Source organism: Streptococcus sp. NLN64, from assembly GCF_015831295.1.
GTDB lineage: Bacteria > Bacillota > Bacilli > Lactobacillales > Streptococcaceae > Streptococcus.
In genome coordinates this window covers 1-19115 of the sequence record NZ_JADXDQ010000036.1, presented here as the reverse complement: position 1 = coordinate 19115, position 19115 = coordinate 1, and the positions used below count along the sequence as shown (strand labels likewise).

Here is a 19115-nt window from a genome sequence, read left to right as displayed (position 1 = left end):
TTGGGCTATTCTAAAAAAATCAGTTACAGAATTACTTCGCAAGATGGACTCTATAACTGATGCAATAACATACTATTTAAAAACTAAATGACTATATTATACTCATTGGATTTCAAATTCTGACTTTGTCAAGCCTTTTTGATGAACTTATTGCTTGCGTGTTTCCACGCCTTATCTTTAATATTCAACAGGTCTCCCAGACCTGTTGAACGATCATCATCCGCTGTCCTCGTCAATTTTTTGAAATTCCACGAGTATTCTGATTTTGAAATTCGTTAAGGGCACCTCGAAAAACTCCGGTTTTGCATCAAATCATGTCGTAGAAATCTTGATAAATCAATGTTCGAATTTTTAAGAGTTTAGTTTTTAGAGGTGCCCTTAAGTATTAATAGGAATCGAAATTTCAATTAACTTATCTGAGTAGAGGGTTTTAATATCCTCTTTTTTTATAGCCTCAGATTTGATCCGGCGTTTAAGGAAAAAGTCACGAATCGTTTCAATTTCGACTTCACGGATAGCGCGGTGTTTGTTTGTAATGAGAATTTCATAGTGGTTGGGTGCCTGGGTAAAAATGACGTCCGTGTTTCCAGCTGAAAACGTCTCAACCAAGGTGGCATCTGTGTTTTCAAGCTGGCTCTGAATCAATTGTTTATGACTGGAATTTGTATTAATTAATTTCATAAGCTGTTCCTTTCATCATAAATTCTAATCTAACTTTTGTGAGAGTTGCCATTGCTGGAGCCCCCAGCGGTGACTTCCCCGTTTCAAGTGGAGAAAAGCCTCATCTACTGAAAACCATGCTAGATTATTGAAATCCTCCAGGGGTTGACCAACCTCCTGATAGGACGTGACTTCATAAATATAAGCTGGATTGTGATAATGGGTATCACGATGACTCGAATAGAAGTACTCGTCCGCCTGACCATAATACTGCCCCAACTCAGCTGTAAAACCCAATTCTTCAATTAGCTCTCGCTCCAATGCATCCTGATGATCCTCACCAGCTTCAATTTCTCCACCTGGGAGAAACCAAGCACCATTTGGAGCCTGTACTAAAATCACGCGCTCCTTGCTCGCATCCGGGACAACTGCATAAACTCCATAGCGGACCTTGTAGTCCACAGCAGGATCCTTCTTACCAAAATGAGGAATTGTCATAGGTTAACCTTCCTAAGATTCACTTGTTTTTCTTTATTATATCATGATTTTGGACCATCATCCTTTAGAAAAAAAGAAAAAAGGAGAAATAATTCACATTTTACGAATCTGTCGAAAAAAGGATGGGACTTCTGTCCCACCCTGGTCAATCTTATTCAGATTCTACTGTTTCGGTTTCTGGTTCCACTTTTTGGGTAGATTTAATGATGATCTGTCCACTTTGCATCACTGCTTTGAGGTCCTTGTCTTGAGGATTCTCCAAGTAGAAATCGGTGATGGCGTCTTCTATGTGGTCTTGAATGGTTCTACGAAGTGGGCGAGCTCCCATTTTTGGATCGTATCCAAGGTCTACCAATTTTTCCTTGACTTTATCTGTAACGCTCAGCTGAATCCCGTTTTTGCCAAGGCGTTCACGAACATCATCCAACATGAGATCTACAATCTGAAGGAGATTTTCCTTGCTTAAGGCTTGGAATTCAATGATACCGTCAAAACGGTTCATAAATTCTGGACTGAAGAAGTTACCTAGCTCATTCATGACAGAGTTGGTTCGGCCTTCACGGCTCGCTCCAAATCCGACAGAGGCTTCGACTTTACCAGTACCAGCATTAGAGGTCATGATGATGATGGTATCTTTGAAGCTGACTGTCCGGCCTTGACCGTCAGTCAAGCGACCATCGTCAAGAACTTGCAGGAACATATGCATCACATCTGGATGGGCCTTCTCGATCTCATCTAAGAGAACAAGAGAATAGGGATTGCGTCGAACTTTTTCGGTCAATTGTCCGGCCTCATCATAGCCAACATAGCCTGGAGGTGCTCCAACTAGCTTAGCGACACTATGTTTTTCCATGTACTCACTCATATCGAAGCGAATCATGCTGTCTGCGGAACCAAAGAGTTCCACGGCCAATTGTTTGGAGAGTTCTGTCTTACCAACCCCGGTAGGACCAACAAAGAGGAAGCTACCGATTGGACGATTAGGACTTCCCAATCCAACCCGGTTACGACGGATTGCTTTGGCAATTTTATCGATAGCAGGATTCTGTCCAATCACATGGGCTTTCAAATCATCAGCAAGGTTGACTAATTGGGATTGTTCTTTTTCCTTGAGGTCACCTACAGGGATATTTGTTTTTTGCTCAATGATGGCCTCGATTGCTTTTTCGGTGATAATTGGCATGTCCTGGTCGTGGATTTCGGTTTTTTGCAATTCCTTGTATTTGGCAATTTGATCGCGGTAGTAGGCTGCTTTTTCGTAATCCTCGTCCCGGGTTGCCTGAGCTTTAAGACGTTCCGCTTCAATTAAACGCTCATCCAATTCTTTTGGATCAACGAAAGTTAGGGTTAGATTCATTTTTGACCCCGCTTCATCCAAGAGGTCAATAGCTTTATCTGGTAAGAAACGGTCTTGGATATAGCGGTTCGATAAGACAGCTGCTGCCTCAATAGCCTCATCCGTGTATTTTACGTGGTGGTAGTCCTCGTATTTTTTTTGGATTCCTTTAAGGATAATTAAGGTTTCCTTAACAGTTGGTTCTTCAACCTTGACTGGTTGCATCCGGCGTTCTAAGGCTGCGTCTTTTTCGATAATACGATATTCATTGAGGGTTGTTGCACCAACCAGTTGCAATTCTCCACGTGCCAAAGCTGGTTTCAAGATATTTCCTGCATCCATATTGCCATCGCCAGCATTCCCTGCTCCGACGATTTCATGGATTTCATCAATGAAGAGAATGATGTCATCACGTTGACGAATCTCTTCCATCAACTTTTGCATTCGTTCTTCGAATTGACCACGGATTCCAGTACCTTGAACCAGACTCACCATATCCAAGCGAATGACTTGTTTCGATTGTAGTTTTTGTGGGACATCCCCATCCACAATTTTTTGGGCGAGCCCTTCAACAACAGCGGTTTTACCAACCCCTGGTTCCCCGATTAGAACAGGATTGTTCTTGGTCCGCCGATTTAGGATTTCGATAACCCGAATGATTTCCTCATCCCGTCCGATCACAGGATCGATATCACCTCGTTTAGCAATGTCAGTGACATTGATACCAAATTCATCTAAAATTCCTTTTGGTCGAGGTTTGGATTGACGGGCCCGTTCGCGTTGTCCAGGACGGTTTCCAGTTTCTTCTTGTTCCGGACGTTGGAAGTTGCCCAAATTTTGGAAAAAGTCGCCAAAAGGATCGTTACTATTGGCGTTCCCACTCAAACCTTTAAGCAAGGACGCATTCGGATCGGATTTCATAATTTGATAACAGTTTTGACACAAATCAACTTGTTGCTGGTGACCATTAATATTTGTATACAAGTGAATGGTCGCCTCGTTCATTTTACAATTTTGACAAAGCATAGATCTTCCTTTCTTTGGTCATGACCTCAATTGGTCAATAAAGGTCAAATGTAATCTACTATGATTATAACACCTTTTTGCAACATTGCAAGTAAAAACTATGAAAAGGAACTACTTGACCCATTCAGGCTCATGCTTTAGAATAAAAGAAAGGAGACAACAATGAATGAAACCGTAAGACTTGCCCGCAGCGAGGATGCCCCTGCTCTTTTGGAAATCTATGCCTACTATGTCCAGGAAACTGCGATATCCTTTGAGCATCAAGTCCCTAGTCTAGCAGAATTCCGGGATCGGATGGACCATATCCAGTCCTTTTATCCCTATTTAGTGGTAGAAGTAGATGGTAAGATTCTCGGTTATGCTTATGCGGGCCCTTTTCGTTCTGCAGCCGCCTACGCATGGGCAGTAGAATCGACTATTTATTTGTCTCCTCAAGAAAAAGGAAGAGGACTCGGACACTTACTCTATGATCGGCTAGAAACTTGTCTCAAAGCTATGGGAATCCTATCTGTTAAGGCCTGCATTGGCTTAGGACAGGAGGACGATCCGTACAGTTCTGTGGCCAGTCAGATTTTTCATGCGAAACGAGGCTATGTGCAGGTGGCGCATTTTCCACAAGTTGGTTTCAAATTCCAGCGCTGGTATGATATGATTTGGATGGAAAAGGATTTAGGGTCTAAAGATGTAACGATAGAAGTGCCCAAGGCAATCTGGGAGTGTGAAAATTTACAGGAATTGGGTTTGAGTGAAGAAGTCTCCTAGAAATTTACCCTATTCTATGGTATACTAGGTAAGAATTAAGGAAACAGGAGAAATGTAATGGAATCACATTTGGTACGCATTATCAATCGTCTTGAAAAAATGGCGACAGATGGCGGAAATTTGAAACGGAATTTTGAGCGTGACGGTGTAGTTGTAGCCGAAGTTTCCTATAGTCAGGATGAAGAACTGGGCTCAATTTTCACCTTGCGTGATGTTGAAGCGCGTGAAACGTTCACTTTCGATAGTATTGACTTGATTGCAATGGAAATCTACGAACTATTGTATTAATAGATGCAGAAAGGATGGGGTGAGAAGGATCTAAACTAAGGATCAGCTTGCCCCATCCTTTTTTGCAGGAAAATCGGGTTCAGCTTGTTTGCTTGTGGGCTTTTTGGTAGAATAATGGATATTTACATTTTTTATTGGAAGGGAATTTCATGTCATTTTCATTTTTACCCCAGTTTCTCCCTTATTTTAACTATGGAGCTCTGGTAACCATTTTTGTATCGGTTTTTGTCGTCTTCTTTGGAACCATTTTAGGAGTCCTCTTGGCTTTTGCGCAACGATCTAAGTGGACTATCTTGCGTTGGATTGCCAATATCTATGTCTGGGTCTTTCGGGGAACTCCCATGCTGGTTCAGATTATGATTGCATTTGCTTTGACACATTTGACGGCGCCATCCATTCAAATCGGTATCTTACAGGTGGATCTTACGCGTTTGATTCCAGGGATTGTTATTCTTTCTATGAACTCTGGGGCCTATGTTTCGGAGACTGTTCGGGCCGGGATTAACGCAGTTCCAAAAGGGCAATTGGAAGCAGCTTATTCCTTGGGAATCCGTCCGGCGAATGCCATGCGTTATGTTGTGCTTCCGCAGGCGGTGAAAAATATTTTGCCTGCCTTGGGAAATGAGTTTGTGACCATTGTTAAGGATAGTTCGTTACTTGCGACGATTGGAGTCATGGAGTTGTGGAATGGAGCACAGACTGTTGCGACCACAACCTATCAAGCTCTCACACCATTATTGGTAGCAGCAGCTTATTATCTGGCCTTGACTAGCATTTTAGGTTTACTATTGAAAACATTCGAAAATCGACTCAAACAAGAGGAGAAAAAATAATGATGGAAACCATTTTAAAAATTGAAGACCTCCACAAATATTTCGGAAAAAATGAGGTTTTAAAAGGAATTGATTTAGAAATTCATCGAGGAGAAGTGGTCGTTATCATCGGTCCTTCAGGGAGTGGAAAATCAACCTTGCTACGTTCCATGAATCTCTTAGAGGAAGCGACCAAGGGCCATGTCTATTTTGAAGGAGTTGACATTACCGATTCCAAAAACGACCTCTTTAAGATGAGGGAAAAGATGGGAATGGTATTCCAACAATTTAATCTTTTTCCGAATATGACAGTTTTGGAAAACATCACTCTTTCACCGATTAAAACGAAAGGAATGGATAAGGCTGAGGCGGAGGAAAAAGGAAGAGAGCTTTTAACCAAAGTTGGTCTGCCGGATAAGGCGAATGCTTACCCGCAGTCCCTTTCAGGTGGGCAGCAGCAGCGGATTGCAATTGCGCGTGGCCTTGCCATGGATCCAGATTTACTTTTGTTTGACGAACCAACTTCAGCCTTGGACCCAGAGATGGTTGGTGAAGTTTTGGCGGTTATGCAAGAATTAGCGGAGTCAGGTATGACCATGGTGATTGTGACCCATGAGATGGGCTTCGCCCGTGAAGTAGCCGATCGGGTTATCTTCATGGACGGAGGTATTGTAGTCGAAGATGGCAGTCCAGAAGCTATCTTTGATAATAGCCAAGAAGAACGGACTCGTGATTTCTTAAGTAAGGTCTTATAAAAAAGGAGGTCTCAGATGCAGGTCTTGAATGGTAAAGAACTAGCCCTAAAAAAACGGGCTGTGCTGGCTGAGAAGACAGCAGCATTAATCAAGGAACAAGGGATTCGGCCTTGTTTAGTTGTCGTTTTGGTTGGGGAAAATCCGGCTAGTCAAGTTTATGTTCGCAACAAGGAAAAGGCCGCGGTTGAGGCTGGATTTGAAAGCCGTATTCTACGCTATCCTGCAGACCTGTCTGAAGATAAACTTCTGTCCTTGTTGGATGAATTGAATCAAGATACTTCTGTGCATGGTATCCTCATTCAACTCCCATTACCAGCTCAAATTCGGGAAGATTTAGTCCTAGAAGCAATCGATCCTGCTAAGGATGTTGATGGCTTTCATCCATTCAATGTAGGACGGTTGTGGACAGGGGATCCTCTACGAGTTCCTTCAACACCAGCTGGAATTATGGCACTACTTGAGGAATACGGAATCAATCCTGCTGGTAAAAAAGCGGTGGTGATTGGTCGGAGTAATATTGTCGGTAAGCCTATGGCGGAGATGTTGCTGGCAGCAGATGCGACGGTTACCATTGCTCATTCTAAAACCGAAAATCTAGCCCAATTAGCTAGTGATGCAGATATCTTGGTTGTAGCCATTGGTCGAGGGCATTTTGTGGGTCCTGACTTTGTCAAAGAGGGTGCGGTTGTCATTGATGTGGGAATGAATCGCAATGATGAAGGCAAATTGATTGGCGATGTAGACTTTGAGGCTGTCAAGAACAAAGCCGCTTTCCTAACACCTGTTCCAGGTGGCGTAGGCCCTATGACCATTGCCATGCTTTTAGAGCAGACCTTTCAGGCTGCGGCAGACACCAAGGACTAAAAAAATCGACCGAGGGTCGATTTTTTTAGGTTCTGATAGTTTTTTTCTTTTTATTCAAATAAGAAAGAGTGAGTTCAACTCCTTGAGCTGCATAAGGAGTTAAAAGAAGAATATACATGTAGACGTACTGGCTCTTCGTTTCCCAGATTAGGTGAAAGAGAAAACCACCCATTAGGAAGATGGCGCCTGCTAACTGAGTGGAAGGAAAATCAGGTTGGATTTTCCGGAACAGGTGAAAAAGGTAAAGACCAGCGAAAGAGTAGATTGTCCACAAGAGTAGGCTCATTGAAAAATGGAAGATTCGATAGGCGGTACGCCCTTCATAAAGAGATTGTAGGAGGGGCGTGAAGGTTTCCTGATTTCGTTCCCAACGATTGGGCCCCGTCCAAATGGACTGGAAGGTCGGTTCGGTCCAAGTCGAATAAATCTTTTGAAAGAAAAAACGAAAGGCATAGATAGGATCTTTAATGAAGGTGACAATACGTTTTCGTAGATCACGCTTGGCCATTTCTGTGGCCTGCTCCTCATTAAAATTATTCCGCTGGAGGATTTTGGTATTGTAGCCATCGTACCAACCTCCTAGGGTTTTTCGATCTGGGTCATCCCTAAGCCCCATGGTCACATAGGCAATTTTAGGAGTACCTGGACCAATCTCCTGTCCGATAACCCCTTCGTAATAGGAAAGAACTGCCTTGTTCATACCAACCATGCAAATGATACAAGAAATTCCAACCAGAACTTTTTTCCAAGTGAACTCTTTAAGAATAGAGAGGGTTAGAATTCCTAGGATGGTTAATCCAAAAATCATATAGTTGTTTCGAATGACACAGGCTAGGCCCAGAAATAGAGCTGTCAGAAATCCATATCTAAGCTGTTCCTTACGGGCAAAGGTTTGATAAAACGTTAAAGCGAGGAGACAAGCAGTCAGTCCAACGGTACTTCCATAAACAAAGAGAATAAAGAAGAAGTGGGGAAGAAAGGCAAAACTGAAAAAGAGGAGATAATTTCTTGCCAGTTGACTGAATCCCCAGGTTCGTCCCAATCTCCAGATCAAATAGTTATTGGTCAGGGTCCAGACCAGGTTCATTCCAAAGGCGAGGTAGGTCGTGGGGAGGATAGCAGCGTAAATTCGCTCCAAACTCAGAAGACCTAGTTGATGAGGATTTCGATACATGTAGGCCCCAATTGTAGTCAGGGATTCAAAATCGCCTTGATTGAAAGCCAGGGCTGCCTTGTAAACGTGCTTGGCATCCGCTCGAATCTGACCTTCCACGTTGAAGAGAAGGTAGGCCCCCATGACGATATAGAGGATGGTTAGGAATCTGAAGAATTGCTTGTCGGAAATTCTTTCAAAAATAGGGGCAAGTCGCAGCAAGCCCCATAGGAACAGGAGCAAACAGGGGAAAAAATACCAGGGATTGACTTGAAAAAGGACTCCCTCGGAAATTTTTATAGGGATAAAAGTGGTTACAAAAAGAGTTGAAAAACTAAAGAAGGCACAAAAGAGCCCGGCCAGCAAGAGAACGAGATAAGTCCCAAACTGACCCAGATAGTTAAAAAAACGGCGCACGAAAGGACACCTCTTTCTTGGATTGAAATATTCTTCTAAAATCATACCATATTTGTGCTAGAATAAGGAGAGGAGGACGCTATGTTTCAAAAGAGTAAATTATTTTTCTGGACTGTCGAAATTCTTCTCTGTAGTCTGGTTCTCTTTTTATGGAGGGAAATGGGGGAGATTATTACACCGGCTGTTCGGGTACTAAACACCATTTTAATTCCGTTCCTTTTGGCAGCTTTTTTTTATTACATCACCAATCCCCTGGTTGAGTTTTTAGAAAGAGTTTTTAAAATCAAACGTGGTCTTGGGAGTTTGTTGGCTGTTGCTGGTTTGATTGGTCTCCTTGTTTGGGCGGTGGTTTATTTACTCCCAATTTTGATCAATCAGCTAACGAGTTTGATTTATGCAAGTCAGGGAATCTACCGTGAAGCCCAGTCTCTAGTGAATCATCTCGCTGAAGAACCAATTTTAAGGAATGTTGATATTCAGAAAACGGTTGCGGACTTGAACTTATCTTATGTGGATATTTTACAAAATATCTTGAATAATGTTACGACCAGTATTGGAAGTCTCTTTTCGGCGGTTATTAATACGGCTTTCATTTTGATCATGACTCCTATTTTTCTGGTTTATTTCTTATTGGATGGAAAGAAACTTCTTCCCATGTTGCAGCGGACAGTCTTAAAACGTGATTCTTTGGATATTGCCTCCTTATTAATTACTTTGAATAAGACAATCGCACGCTATATCAGTGGAATTTCGATTGATGCCTTGATTATTTTTACACTCACTTTAACCGGTTATTCGATTATCGGCATTCGTTATGCTTTGGTCTTTGCCATCTTTCAAGGGGTGTGTAATCTGATCCCCTATGTGGGTCCCACGATTGGGATGATTCCCATGTTGATTACCTATGCCTTTTTGGATCCACAGAAAATGCTGATGGCATTGATCTACATGCTAATCCTTCAACAGGTGGATGGGAATATTCTCTATCCTCGGATTGTGGGAGGGGTAATGAAGGTTCATCCAATTACCATCATGGTCTTACTTTTGTTATCAAGTAATATTTACGGAATCGTAGGCATGATTGTTGCCATACCTTTATATTCGATTTTAAAAGAAATTGTGAAATTCGCTTGGGAACTGTATGAACACCATAAAGAAAATCAAATGCGAAAACAGTTAGATACGGATATTTGAGAGGGAGTGGGAAAGAACTCCGTTGATTAATGAAGAGTTCGTTACAAGTCTTTATTGCAAGTTGTAAGCTGAAACGATTTTTCCCAAAAACGACCTCGCTCTTTTTATTGTTAGGCTCAGGTACAAACAGTCTCTTCCCAGACTGTTTGTATCACCTCCGGTCTAAAGGCATGGTGAATGCCTATAGAGTTTATAGATGACATGAACGAAGTTCATGTCAAAGTTGATTCGGTTATTTTCGGAGGTCAAAGAGTCAGGAATTGACTCTTTGAGTATCTGGATAAGAGAACATGAAATGTTCTCTTAATAAAAGCGAACGAAAGTACCAATCAACCACTGCGTCAAAGAGTTTTTGCTAAATAAAAGTTCGAGACTGGTACTTTGTACCCAGCCTCTTTTCTTATATGAGGACTAGGAGGACGGTGGAGATGAAAGGGAAATTTTTGACAAAACTTGTGTTTATCAATGTTTTATTTTTAGCAACCGCTTATCTCCGGAGTCTACTTCTGGGACTCCCTTTCAAATGGTGGATTAGTATGGGCTTGGCTACTGGTTTCTACTTTGTTTTGAATTGGCCTTGGAGGAAGGGAAAACATTCTAAGAAGTGATTCGAGATTGTTTTTGGGTTACGGGAGGTCAGATGGTATAATAGGACTATGGCAAACAAAAAGAAATCAACAGGAAATAAAACAAGGAGGCCCAGTAAGGCTGAACAGGCTAGGCAGGCAGCAATCCGGCGGATGTTTATCTCTCTGGGGCTGGCTGTTCTGATCATCATAGCCCTCCTCCAAGTGGGGGCTTTTGGGCGTACCCTTTATAATTTAGTGCGTTGGGGTGTCGGGAGCCTTGCCCCAGCCCTCTTAGTCTCGATTTTCATCTATCTTTTTACCTTCAAGTGGTTACGAGATCGTCCAGGATTTTGGCCAGGAGTGGCCGCAGTTTTAGCTGGATTGCTCTTGATTTGGCAAGCCTATTTTGTCGGTGGTCTGCCGCAAGATATGCCTGTCCTTAGTGGTCACCTCAGTATTTTGACCAGTGAGCTGCTGAGCTTACAGGTGACGCAATTTGTGGGTGGCGGTCTTCTGGGACTTTTCCTTTACATTCCCGTAGCATTTTTATTTTCTAACATAGGTTCCTATTTTATTGGAATTCTTTTCTTGGCACTGGGAAGCCTGCTCTTGAGCCAACTTTCGATCTACGATGTGGGCGATTGGCTCTTGAATACGTATCACCAATTAACCGAAGCAGGTGAAAGCCTTTATTTGCGGGAGCGCCAGCGACGGCTTGAAGCAAAAATAAAAAAAGAGGAAGAAGAGCAAGAGTTGGCTGTGACCGATGAAAAAGAGCTTGCCCCTCAAGCCCCTCTACCAACGGTAGACTTGGAGACAGGTGAAATTCTGGAAGCAGCACCGCTTCCAGAAGAACCTGCCATCTTCTTGGAAGAAGTAGAGACGATGGAGGAAGAGGACGAGATGCTGCCCCAAGAGGAGGTAGTCTTTGATCGCTCACCAATTGTCAGCCAGTATGTTGGTTACCGACTTCCTTCAATCGACCTGTTTCCAAGAGAAAAAGCCAAAAGTCAAGCTAGAGAACAGCAGCAGGTCAGAGATAATATCCGGATTTTGGAACAAACCTTCGCCTCTTTTGGAATTGATGCCAAGGTGGAGCGCGCTGAAATTGGACCATCTGTGACCAAGTATGAAATAAAACCAGCTGTCGGAGTCCGTGTTAACCGAATTTCGAATCTAGCGGATGACTTGGCCCTAGCCTTGGCAGCCAAAGATGTGCGGATTGAAGCGCCGATTCCCGGCAAATCCTTGGTGGGGATTGAGGTTCCCAATAGTGAGGTGGCGACTGTCGGCTTCCGGGAACTTTGGGAACAAGCCAAGGTCGATCCAGGTAAACTATTAGAATTGCCTTTAGGTAAAGCTGTAAATGGTCAGGTTCGCAGTTTTGATTTAGCCAAAATGCCACACTTGCTCGTTGCCGGTTCCACAGGTTCCGGAAAATCCGTTGCGGTCAATGGGATTATCGCCAGCATCTTAATGAAGGCTCGTCCGGATCAGGTCAAATTTTTGATGATTGACCCTAAAATGGTGGAGTTGTCAGTCTATAATGACATCCCCCATCTCTTGATTCCAGTCGTAACCAACCCCCGAAAGGCCAGTCGTGCTCTGCAAAAGGTCGTAGATGAGATGGAAGATCGCTACCAACGTTTTTCCAAGGTTGGAGCTCGCAACATCCAAGGCTATAACGAACGGGTGGCCGCCCACAATGCGGAGTCTGATTTGAAAGAAGTGCCGCTTCCTTTGATTGTCGTGATTGTGGATGAGCTCGCCGATTTGATGATGGTGGCTAGTAAGGAAGTGGAAGATGCCATCATTCGCTTGGGTCAAAAGGCGCGTGCAGCGGGGATTCACATGATTCTGGCGACGCAACGTCCGAGTGTGGATGTTATTAGTGGGCTGATTAAGGCCAATGTCCCGAGTCGGGTAGCCTTCGCGGTATCCAGTGGAACGGATAGCCGGACCATTTTAGATGAAAACGGGGCTGAAAAGCTCTTGGGACGAGGCGACATGCTCTTTAAACCAATCGATGAAAATCATCCCGTGCGTCTCCAAGGTTCCTTTATTTCGGACCAAGCGGTTGAGACTTTGGTGAACTTTATCAAGGACCAAGCAGAGGTGGATTATGATGAAGCCTTTGACCCAGGAGATGTCAGTGAAGCGGATGATTCTGGTAATGGGGGGGCTAGTCAAGGAGACCCGCTCTTTGCCCAGGCCAAAGCCCTGGTGATTGAAACTCAAAAAGCATCGGCCTCCATGATTCAACGGCGTCTTTCCGTTGGTTTTAATCGGGCTACACGTTTGATGGAAGAGCTGGAACAAGTCGGTGTTATCGGGCCCGCAGAAGGAACCAAACCACGTAAGGTCCTTATAACCCAGATGGAGGAAGAATAGAGTGAATTTTACTGGAGTAGATCACATTGCCATTATTGGTCATGATGCCGATCGAATGTTAGAATTTTATGTGGAACACCTTGGTTTTTCCATTCTTGAAAATCACGTCCGACCTGAAAAAGAAGATCGCTTGATTTTAGTTGAAAAAAATGGCTTGGTTTTGGAATTATTTGTGAAGCCCCGGGCTCCCAAAAGACCAGCACTGCCGCACCCTGAACATACAGGTTTGCGACATCTCGCTTTTAAGGTTGAGGACGTTGAGGCAACTTTAGCCTATTTTGACCAAGTGGGAATTTCCCACCAAGGTCTGCGCTATGACGACTTTAACCAGAAAAAGATGGCTTTTTTCTTTGATCCAGACGGTCTTCCCTTGGAGTTGCATGAATAACAAAAATAGTTCAGCCATCGGCTGAACTATTTTGCTTGGAAAAAAAGAGAGAGGGTCATGGCCACATACATAAAGATCATGAGTAAGAAAGAAAGGCGCCAGTAATATTTGAAGAATTTTGGATAGTATAAGGTTCGGTAGCGGATGAGGAAGTAGCAGATGAGAATCAGGCCTAATCCGCCCATGGCTACCCCCAATTCTGGCAATAGATGATGATAAAAAGCCTGGTCTGATACCCAATAAAAGGCGTAGGCAAAGAGGGGAACCATCAAATCCATGGCCCGTATCCCTAGCTTATGAATGGGGAGTAGCCGAGTTAAGAAAAGACTGAGAACAGGAATCCCTACCAGGAGGGCTAGGGCAAGTAGTTGTAAAAAAAGCATGGGTCTACTCCTCTAACGTTTTCCTCCATTTTAACATGGAAAGCCTTTTTAGGGCAAAAATTTAAAAAGAAAAGAAGTTTCCACTTGCATTTTCTTCAAAAAGCTGTATACTAGAAAGGTATGCGACTCGCATACTTGTGGGAGGTAAAAATCTTTCATTACCGCCAAAACCACAAAGGAGGATTTAAAAAATGGCTAAAAAAGTCGAAAATATTGTTAAATTGCAAATCCCTGCCGGTAAAGCGACTCCAGCTCCACCAGTTGGTCCAGCGCTTGGTCAAGCAGGTATCAACATCATGGGATTCACCAAAGAGTTTAACGCTCGTACAGCTGATCAAGCTGGTATGATCATCCCAGTTGTTATCTCTGTTTATGAAGATAAATCATTTACATTCGTAACAAAAACACCTCCAGCTGCTGTTCTTCTTAAGAAAGCTGCAGGAGTTGAAAAAGGTTCTGGTACTCCAAACACTGAAAAAGTAGCAACTGTTACACGTGCTCAAGTACAAGAAATCGCTGAAACTAAAATGCCAGATTTGAACGCAGCGTCTGTTGAAGCAGCAATGCGTATGATTGAAGGTACTGCTCGTTCTATGGGATTCACTGTTGTTGACTAGGGAGTCATACAGAACTAAGTAGGAACTACTTAGTTCGTTGTAGGACCCCCCGCACAGTTGATTAGGTGTTTTCAGAACTGAAAAGTGAATGAAAAAAACCAATCAACCACTGCGCATAGCTTTCAACTTCTGAAATGTTTTTTGAGAGCTGGATTTCAACAAATAGAAGGAACCCAAAACCCGCAAGACTTCATCATTTCGATGAGTGACGTGGGAGATGAAAATCGATTGAACCACTTACAAGGAGAAAGATAAAATGGCTAAAAAAAGTAAAAACCTTCGTGCTGCCCTTGAAAAAATTGACAGCACAAAAGCATACAGCGTAGAAGAAGCTGTAGCTCTTGCAAAAGAAACGAACTTTGCAAAATTTGATGCAACTGTTGAAGTTGCTTACAACTTGAACATCGACGTTAAAAAAGCTGACCAACAAATCCGTGGTGCGATGGTCTTGCCAAACGGAACTGGTAAATCACAACGTGTTCTTGTTTTCGCACGTGGTGCGAAAGCTGAAGAAGCAAAAGCTGCTGGTGCAGACTTTGTTGGTGAAGAAGACCTTGTTGAAAAAATCAACGGTGGTTGGTTGGACTTCGACGTTGTCGTTGCAACACCTGATATGATGGCACTTGTTGGACGTCTTGGACGTGTCCTTGGACCTCGTAACTTGATGCCTAACCCTAAAACTGGTACTGTTACAATGGATGTAGCAAAAGCAGTTGAAGAGTCTAAAGGTGGTAAAATTACTTACCGTGCAGATCGTGCAGGTAACGTGCAAGCAATCATCGGTAAAGTTTCCTTTGATGCTGATAAATTGGTTGAAAACTTCAAAGCTTTCCACGATGTTATCGTTAAAGCGAAACCAGCTACAGCTAAAGGTACCTACATGACAAACGTAACCATCACTACTACACAAGGTGTTGGTATCAAAGTAGACCCATCTTCTTTCTAAGAAGGGGTTCTGAAAAGAGGCTAGAACTAGGGTTCTAGCCTCTTTTTTGGTATAATGGAGAAAGTACCGAGAAAGGTGAACTTATATGAAGAAAATTCTAGTAGTAGATGACGAGAAACCCATCTCTGATATTATAAAGTTTAATATGACCAAGGAAGGTTATGACGTTGTAACAGCCTTCGATGGTCAGGAAGCCTTGGAAGTCTTTGAAGCAGAACAACCGGATATTGTGATTTTGGATTTGATGTTGCCTGAGATTGATGGATTAGAAGTAGCTAAGACCATTCGTCGTACCAGCAATGTTCCTATTATTATGCTGTCAGCTAAGGATTCCGAGTTTGACAAGGTCATTGGTTTGGAAATTGGAGCTGATGACTATGTTACCAAACCCTTTTCCAATCGAGAATTGCAGGCGCGTGTTAAGGCAGTGCTGCGTAGAACAGAATTGATTGCGGATGTTCAAGAAGAAGAGGGCAAACCAAGTGAATTGGTGATCCGTGACCTTAAGATTTTTCCGGAAGCCTTTGTGGCCCATAAGCGGGATCAGGAGTTGGAGTTGACCCACCGTGAATTCGAATTGCTCTTGCATTTAGCTTCACACGTTGGTCAGGTTATGACTCGCGAGCATCTTTTGGAGACTGTCTGGGGCTATGACTACTTTGGAGATGTCCGCACAGTTGATGTCACCATTCGTCGTCTTCGTGAGAAAATCGAAGATACCCCAAGCCGTCCTGAATACATTTTGACTCGCCGCGGTGTCGGTTATTATATCCGTCATGATCATTAGAATTCGCGATTTCCTCTTTACCAGTGATATTATTTTTGCTCTGATCGTTATTGCTTTTATCATCGTTGTTGCTCTTTTAGCTTTTGAAAATCGAAAAGACAATCAACGCATAAAAAAATTGAATGAAAAGATCGAAGAGCTAATTGCAGGTCAACATACCCGTTTGGAAATGGATTCGCAAAATCCGGATATCCAAGAACTGATCACATCCGTCAATGATTTGTCGGATGTGATTCGGGTTACACAGGAAAATCTGGAGCAAGAAACAACACGCTTGTCCAGTGTCCTATCTTATATGACGGATGGGGTCTTAGCAACCAATCGGAAAGGGGAAATTACCCTCATTAATGACATGGCTTCTAAGATGTTGGGGGTCTCAGAAGAAACTGCATTGGGGCAATCCATTTTAAGCCTGTTGGAAATTGAGGATCGTTACGATCTTCGACAATTAATTGTGGAGACACCAGAGGATACCATTGATAGTCAAGATGCCAATGGTGAATATCTGACCTTGCGTGTCCGGTTTGCTTTGGTAAGACGGGAAAGTGGCTTTGTTTCTGGTTTAGTGGCGGTTTTGCACGATACGACCGAACAAGAAAAAGAAGAACGGGAACGCCGACTTTTTGTATCCAATGTTAGTCATGAGCTCCGAACTCCTTTAACCAGTGTCAAATCTTACTTGGAGGCTTTAGAGGATGGAGCACTGACAGAACCAGTGGCACCGGAATTTATACATGTGTCCCTAACAGAGACCAACCGGATGATGCGGATGATTACAGACCTCTTGAGTTTGTCACGAATTGATAACGAGGCTAGTGATTTGGAAGTTGAACTCATTAATTTCACAGCATTCATGACTCACATTCTCAATCGCTTTGATAAGATTCGCAGTCAGGAGGAAAGCAAGCACTATGACATTGTTCGCCAGTACCCGATTTCCCCTATTTGGATCGAAATTGATACCGATAAGATGAATCAGGTCTTAGATAATATTCTCAATAATGCCATTAAGTATTCACCTGATGGAGGAAAAATTACAATCTCCATGCGGACCACTGATACTCAACTCATTATTGTGATTTCCGACCAGGGTCTAGGCATCCCGCAAAAAGACTTGCCACGAATCTTTGACCGCTTCTATCGAGTGGATAAGGCGCGTAGCCGGGCCCAAGGTGGCACCGGCCTAGGCTTGGCCATTGCCAAGGAAATTGTGAAGCAACATCATGGATTTATTTGGGCCAAGAGCGACTATGGGAAAGGCTCCAGCTTTACCATTGTGTTGCCATACGAAAAAGCTCTCTCCGAGGATGGAGATTGGGACGATCAAACAGGAGTAGATGCAGACAGTGACAAATAAAGGATTTCAGTATAGTATTTTAGCCTCAGGTTCAAGTGGCAATTCATTTTATGTAGAAAGTGAAAAGAAACGAATTCTAGTGGATGCTGGCTTGTCTGGTAAAAAAATTGAAAGTCTGCTTGCCGAGATTGATCGAAATGCCAGTGATTTGGATGCCATTTTTGTAACCCACGAACACAAAGACCACATCCATGGCGTAGGAGTTTTGGCTCGAAAGTATCATCTCGATATTTACGCCAACCAAGAGACTTGGGATGCCATGGAAGGTCACCTAGGAAAAATCGCTACGGAGCAAAAACATATTTTTGAAATGGGGAAAACCCTGACTTATGGGGATTTGGATATTGAGAGTTATGGTGTCAGTCATGACGCTGCTGCTCCTCAATTCTACCGTTTCATGAAGGATCAAAAAAGCTTTGTCATGCTGACAGATACAGGCTATGTTAGTGATCGTTTAGCAGGTCTCATTGAAAACGCAGATGCCTATCTCATCGAAAGCAACCACGATATTGAAATCCTTCGCAGCGGTCGCTATCCCTGGTCTCTCAAGCAGCGCATTCTTTCAGACAAAGGCCATTTGTCAAACGAAGACGGTGCAGAGACCATGATCCGAACCCTTGGTAATCAAACTAAGAAAATCTATCTCGGCCACCTCAGTAAAGAAAACAACATCAAGGAATTGGCCCACATGACCATGGTCAATAACCTTGCCCAAGCCGATTTAGCAGTAGGACACGATTTTCAAGTTTTAGATACTTCCCCAGATCAGGCAAGTCCTCTTACACGAATATGATTCAAGAACGCATAGAACTTACATGATTCTATGCGTTTTTATGTACACACTTTCCTTTTTTCGAATGAATAGGAAAAGGAGATAAAAGTGTCATGAAAATAGAAAATCTAGGCTATAAGAGTGCTCCTGAACTCTTTGGATTATTTTTGATTTTTAGGGATGAATATGTAGGTTTCTTTGATGTTCGAGTTGAAGAAGAGAAACCTGTTTATCTACCGTTCTTGCGAATGGATCTAAATCATTTACAGTATTTTGCAAAAGGAAATGATAAGGAACAGATCCTCTTAAAAATACAAAGGGGAGTAATTGATAGAAAAGTTTTTTATGAACGAAAACGAGAGTTTGATCAACTGTTTGAATATGGAGTTCAAACACCAATTCAAATCGTGACCAACGAATCCGATGCTTATTTCCATATTATCAATCGACATCCGGAAATGTTTACTGATGACGCTACTTCTCGTATTTATGAGACATTGGTTTATCCTAATGAAATCTTTAGAACAAAAGATAAGTATGGGAATGAAGCAATCTCTTATTTCAAACCTGTAAAAAATCAAAAAACAGAACTCATGGTTGTCACTAGAAATGGTATAATTACGGCATATGAAGCAAAGCCCAATTATGTACAAAGACAGAAGAGGAAAGGAGAACAAATATGGTCCCAAAAGTAACATTTACATCTTACTACCTAGATGAGAATATAGGTAGTGCATTTATCGAATTCAGTAAACGCGAACCAGGTTTATATGGCGAATTCGATATCCCAGAAGATATCAAAACGATTGTTTATTATAAGGAAGCTCGAGACGGTACCTATCAATATATTGAAGTTGTTGCACCAGAGGTCTTTATAAACGCTCCCGAACTTGTTGATTTTGAAGTTAATGGTTTTAATATTCGAACATTAATAGTAGAGGCCTACGCAAAAAATTATCTGGGTGAAGACCGGTCACAATTTAAAATTTCTTAACTTGTAGCGTGAGTAATGCCAAACTAAAACTCCAAGCAGGCTTCGCCTGCTAACTCATGACGGAAAATTAGTTTAGGTATATAATAAAGATGAGCAATACAAATCCGTAAGTTTATTAGGGCTTTGCCGAGCCTGTAACTAAAACT

General features: G+C 42.6%; 20 protein-coding genes. 15 read left to right on the top strand and 5 right to left on the bottom strand.

Features of this window, described 5'->3' with window-relative positions; genetic code table 11:
• Positions 1 to 378: 378 nt before the first annotated feature.
• From I2503_RS06395 to I2503_RS06385, 3 genes are all read right to left on the bottom strand, one after another.
• Positions 379 to 681 (bottom strand): DUF1827 family protein, encoded by a 303-nt coding sequence (locus I2503_RS06395; RefSeq protein WP_196967398.1) that lies wholly within the window; start codon positions 679 to 681, stop codon positions 379 to 381.
• Positions 682 to 705: 24 nt separating this feature from the next.
• Positions 706 to 1158: an NUDIX hydrolase gene (locus I2503_RS06390; protein ID WP_196967397.1), complete on the bottom strand. Its 453-nt coding sequence runs from the start codon at positions 1156 to 1158 to the stop codon at positions 706 to 708.
• 151 nt (positions 1159 to 1309) lie between these two features.
• A complete protein-coding gene (locus tag I2503_RS06385) occupies positions 1310 to 3520 on the bottom strand; it encodes an ATP-dependent Clp protease ATP-binding subunit (RefSeq protein WP_196967396.1) in 2211 nt (736 codons plus the stop codon).
• Positions 3521 to 3682: 162 nt separating this feature from the next.
• Between I2503_RS06385 and I2503_RS06380 the strand changes: the two genes are divergently transcribed.
• From I2503_RS06380 to folD, 5 genes are all read left to right on the top strand, one after another.
• Positions 3683 to 4282 (top strand): GNAT family N-acetyltransferase, encoded by a 600-nt coding sequence (locus I2503_RS06380; RefSeq protein ID WP_196967395.1) that lies wholly within the window; start codon positions 3683 to 3685, stop codon positions 4280 to 4282.
• Between the two features lie 57 nt (positions 4283 to 4339).
• Positions 4340 to 4570 carry a DUF1797 family protein gene (locus I2503_RS06375; protein ID WP_135037840.1) on the top strand — a complete coding sequence of 77 codons (231 nt, stop codon included), beginning with the start codon at positions 4340 to 4342 and terminating at the stop codon, positions 4568 to 4570.
• A gap of 149 nt (positions 4571 to 4719) precedes the next feature.
• Entirely contained in the window at positions 4720 to 5403 is a 684-nt protein-coding gene (locus I2503_RS06370) for an amino acid ABC transporter permease (RefSeq protein ID WP_196967394.1), read from the top strand.
• The gene (locus I2503_RS06365) at positions 5403 to 6137 is read left to right on the top strand and encodes an amino acid ABC transporter ATP-binding protein (protein WP_196967393.1); all 735 of its coding nucleotides are present in this window, start codon (positions 5403 to 5405) and stop codon (positions 6135 to 6137) included. Before I2503_RS06370 ends, I2503_RS06365 begins: the two co-directional genes overlap by 1 nt.
• Positions 6138 to 6152: 15 nt before the next feature.
• Complete coding sequence (gene folD / locus I2503_RS06360) at positions 6153 to 7001, top strand: bifunctional methylenetetrahydrofolate dehydrogenase/methenyltetrahydrofolate cyclohydrolase FolD (RefSeq protein WP_196967392.1); 849 nt, start codon at positions 6153 to 6155, stop codon at positions 6999 to 7001.
• A 25-nt stretch (positions 7002 to 7026) separates the two neighbouring features.
• On the opposite strand, the gene I2503_RS06355 is transcribed toward folD, so the two are convergent.
• Positions 7027 to 8571: a beta-carotene 15,15'-monooxygenase gene (locus tag I2503_RS06355; protein ID WP_196967391.1), complete on the bottom strand. Its 1545-nt coding sequence runs from the start codon at positions 8569 to 8571 to the stop codon at positions 7027 to 7029.
• 81 nt (positions 8572 to 8652) lie between these two features.
• On the opposite strand from I2503_RS06355, the gene I2503_RS06350 reads away from it, so the two are divergent.
• The 3 genes from I2503_RS06350 (at position 8653) to I2503_RS06340 (ending at position 13113) form a co-directional block, all read left to right on the top strand.
• Positions 8653 to 9765, top strand: coding sequence for an AI-2E family transporter (locus tag I2503_RS06350; RefSeq protein WP_196091874.1), 1113 nt, complete (start codon positions 8653 to 8655; stop codon positions 9763 to 9765).
• A gap of 656 nt (positions 9766 to 10421) precedes the next feature.
• Entirely contained in the window at positions 10422 to 12725 is a 2304-nt protein-coding gene (locus tag I2503_RS06345; protein WP_196967390.1) for a DNA translocase FtsK, read from the top strand.
• Between the two features lies 1 nt (position 12726).
• Positions 12727 to 13113, top strand: a complete 387-nt coding sequence (locus I2503_RS06340) for a VOC family protein (protein ID WP_196967389.1) — start codon at positions 12727 to 12729, stop codon at positions 13111 to 13113.
• A 26-nt stretch (positions 13114 to 13139) separates the two neighbouring features.
• Here I2503_RS06340 and I2503_RS06335 read toward each other — a convergent pair whose 3' ends face one another.
• Positions 13140 to 13496 (bottom strand): DUF3397 family protein, encoded by a 357-nt coding sequence (locus tag I2503_RS06335; RefSeq protein ID WP_196967388.1) that lies wholly within the window; start codon positions 13494 to 13496, stop codon positions 13140 to 13142.
• Positions 13497 to 13687: 191 nt separating this feature from the next.
• Between I2503_RS06335 and rplK the strand changes: the two genes are divergently transcribed.
• From rplK to I2503_RS06300, 7 genes are all read left to right on the top strand, one after another.
• Positions 13688 to 14113, top strand: coding sequence for a 50S ribosomal protein L11 (gene rplK / locus I2503_RS06330; protein ID WP_160333093.1), 426 nt, complete (start codon positions 13688 to 13690; stop codon positions 14111 to 14113).
• A gap of 256 nt (positions 14114 to 14369) precedes the next feature.
• Complete coding sequence (rplA, locus tag I2503_RS06325) at positions 14370 to 15059, top strand: 50S ribosomal protein L1 (RefSeq protein WP_196967387.1); 690 nt, start codon at positions 14370 to 14372, stop codon at positions 15057 to 15059.
• Between the two features lie 85 nt (positions 15060 to 15144).
• Positions 15145 to 15846 carry a response regulator YycF gene (gene yycF / locus I2503_RS06320; protein WP_196967386.1) on the top strand — a complete coding sequence of 234 codons (702 nt, stop codon included), beginning with the start codon at positions 15145 to 15147 and terminating at the stop codon, positions 15844 to 15846.
• The gene (gene vicK / locus I2503_RS06315; RefSeq protein WP_196967385.1) at positions 15836 to 17203 is read left to right on the top strand and encodes a cell wall metabolism sensor histidine kinase VicK; all 1368 of its coding nucleotides are present in this window, start codon (positions 15836 to 15838) and stop codon (positions 17201 to 17203) included. Before yycF ends, vicK begins: the two co-directional genes overlap by 11 nt.
• Positions 17193 to 17996 (top strand): MBL fold metallo-hydrolase, encoded by an 804-nt coding sequence (locus I2503_RS06310; protein ID WP_196967400.1) that lies wholly within the window; start codon positions 17193 to 17195, stop codon positions 17994 to 17996. Before vicK ends, I2503_RS06310 begins: the two co-directional genes overlap by 11 nt.
• A 92-nt stretch (positions 17997 to 18088) precedes the next feature.
• Complete coding sequence (locus I2503_RS06305; protein WP_196967384.1) at positions 18089 to 18670, top strand: hypothetical protein; 582 nt, start codon at positions 18089 to 18091, stop codon at positions 18668 to 18670.
• Positions 18655 to 18969 carry a hypothetical protein gene (locus tag I2503_RS06300; protein WP_196967383.1) on the top strand — a complete coding sequence of 105 codons (315 nt, stop codon included), beginning with the start codon at positions 18655 to 18657 and terminating at the stop codon, positions 18967 to 18969. The genes I2503_RS06305 and I2503_RS06300 overlap by 16 nt, the downstream gene beginning before the upstream one ends.
• Positions 18970 to 19115 lie beyond the last annotated feature (146 nt).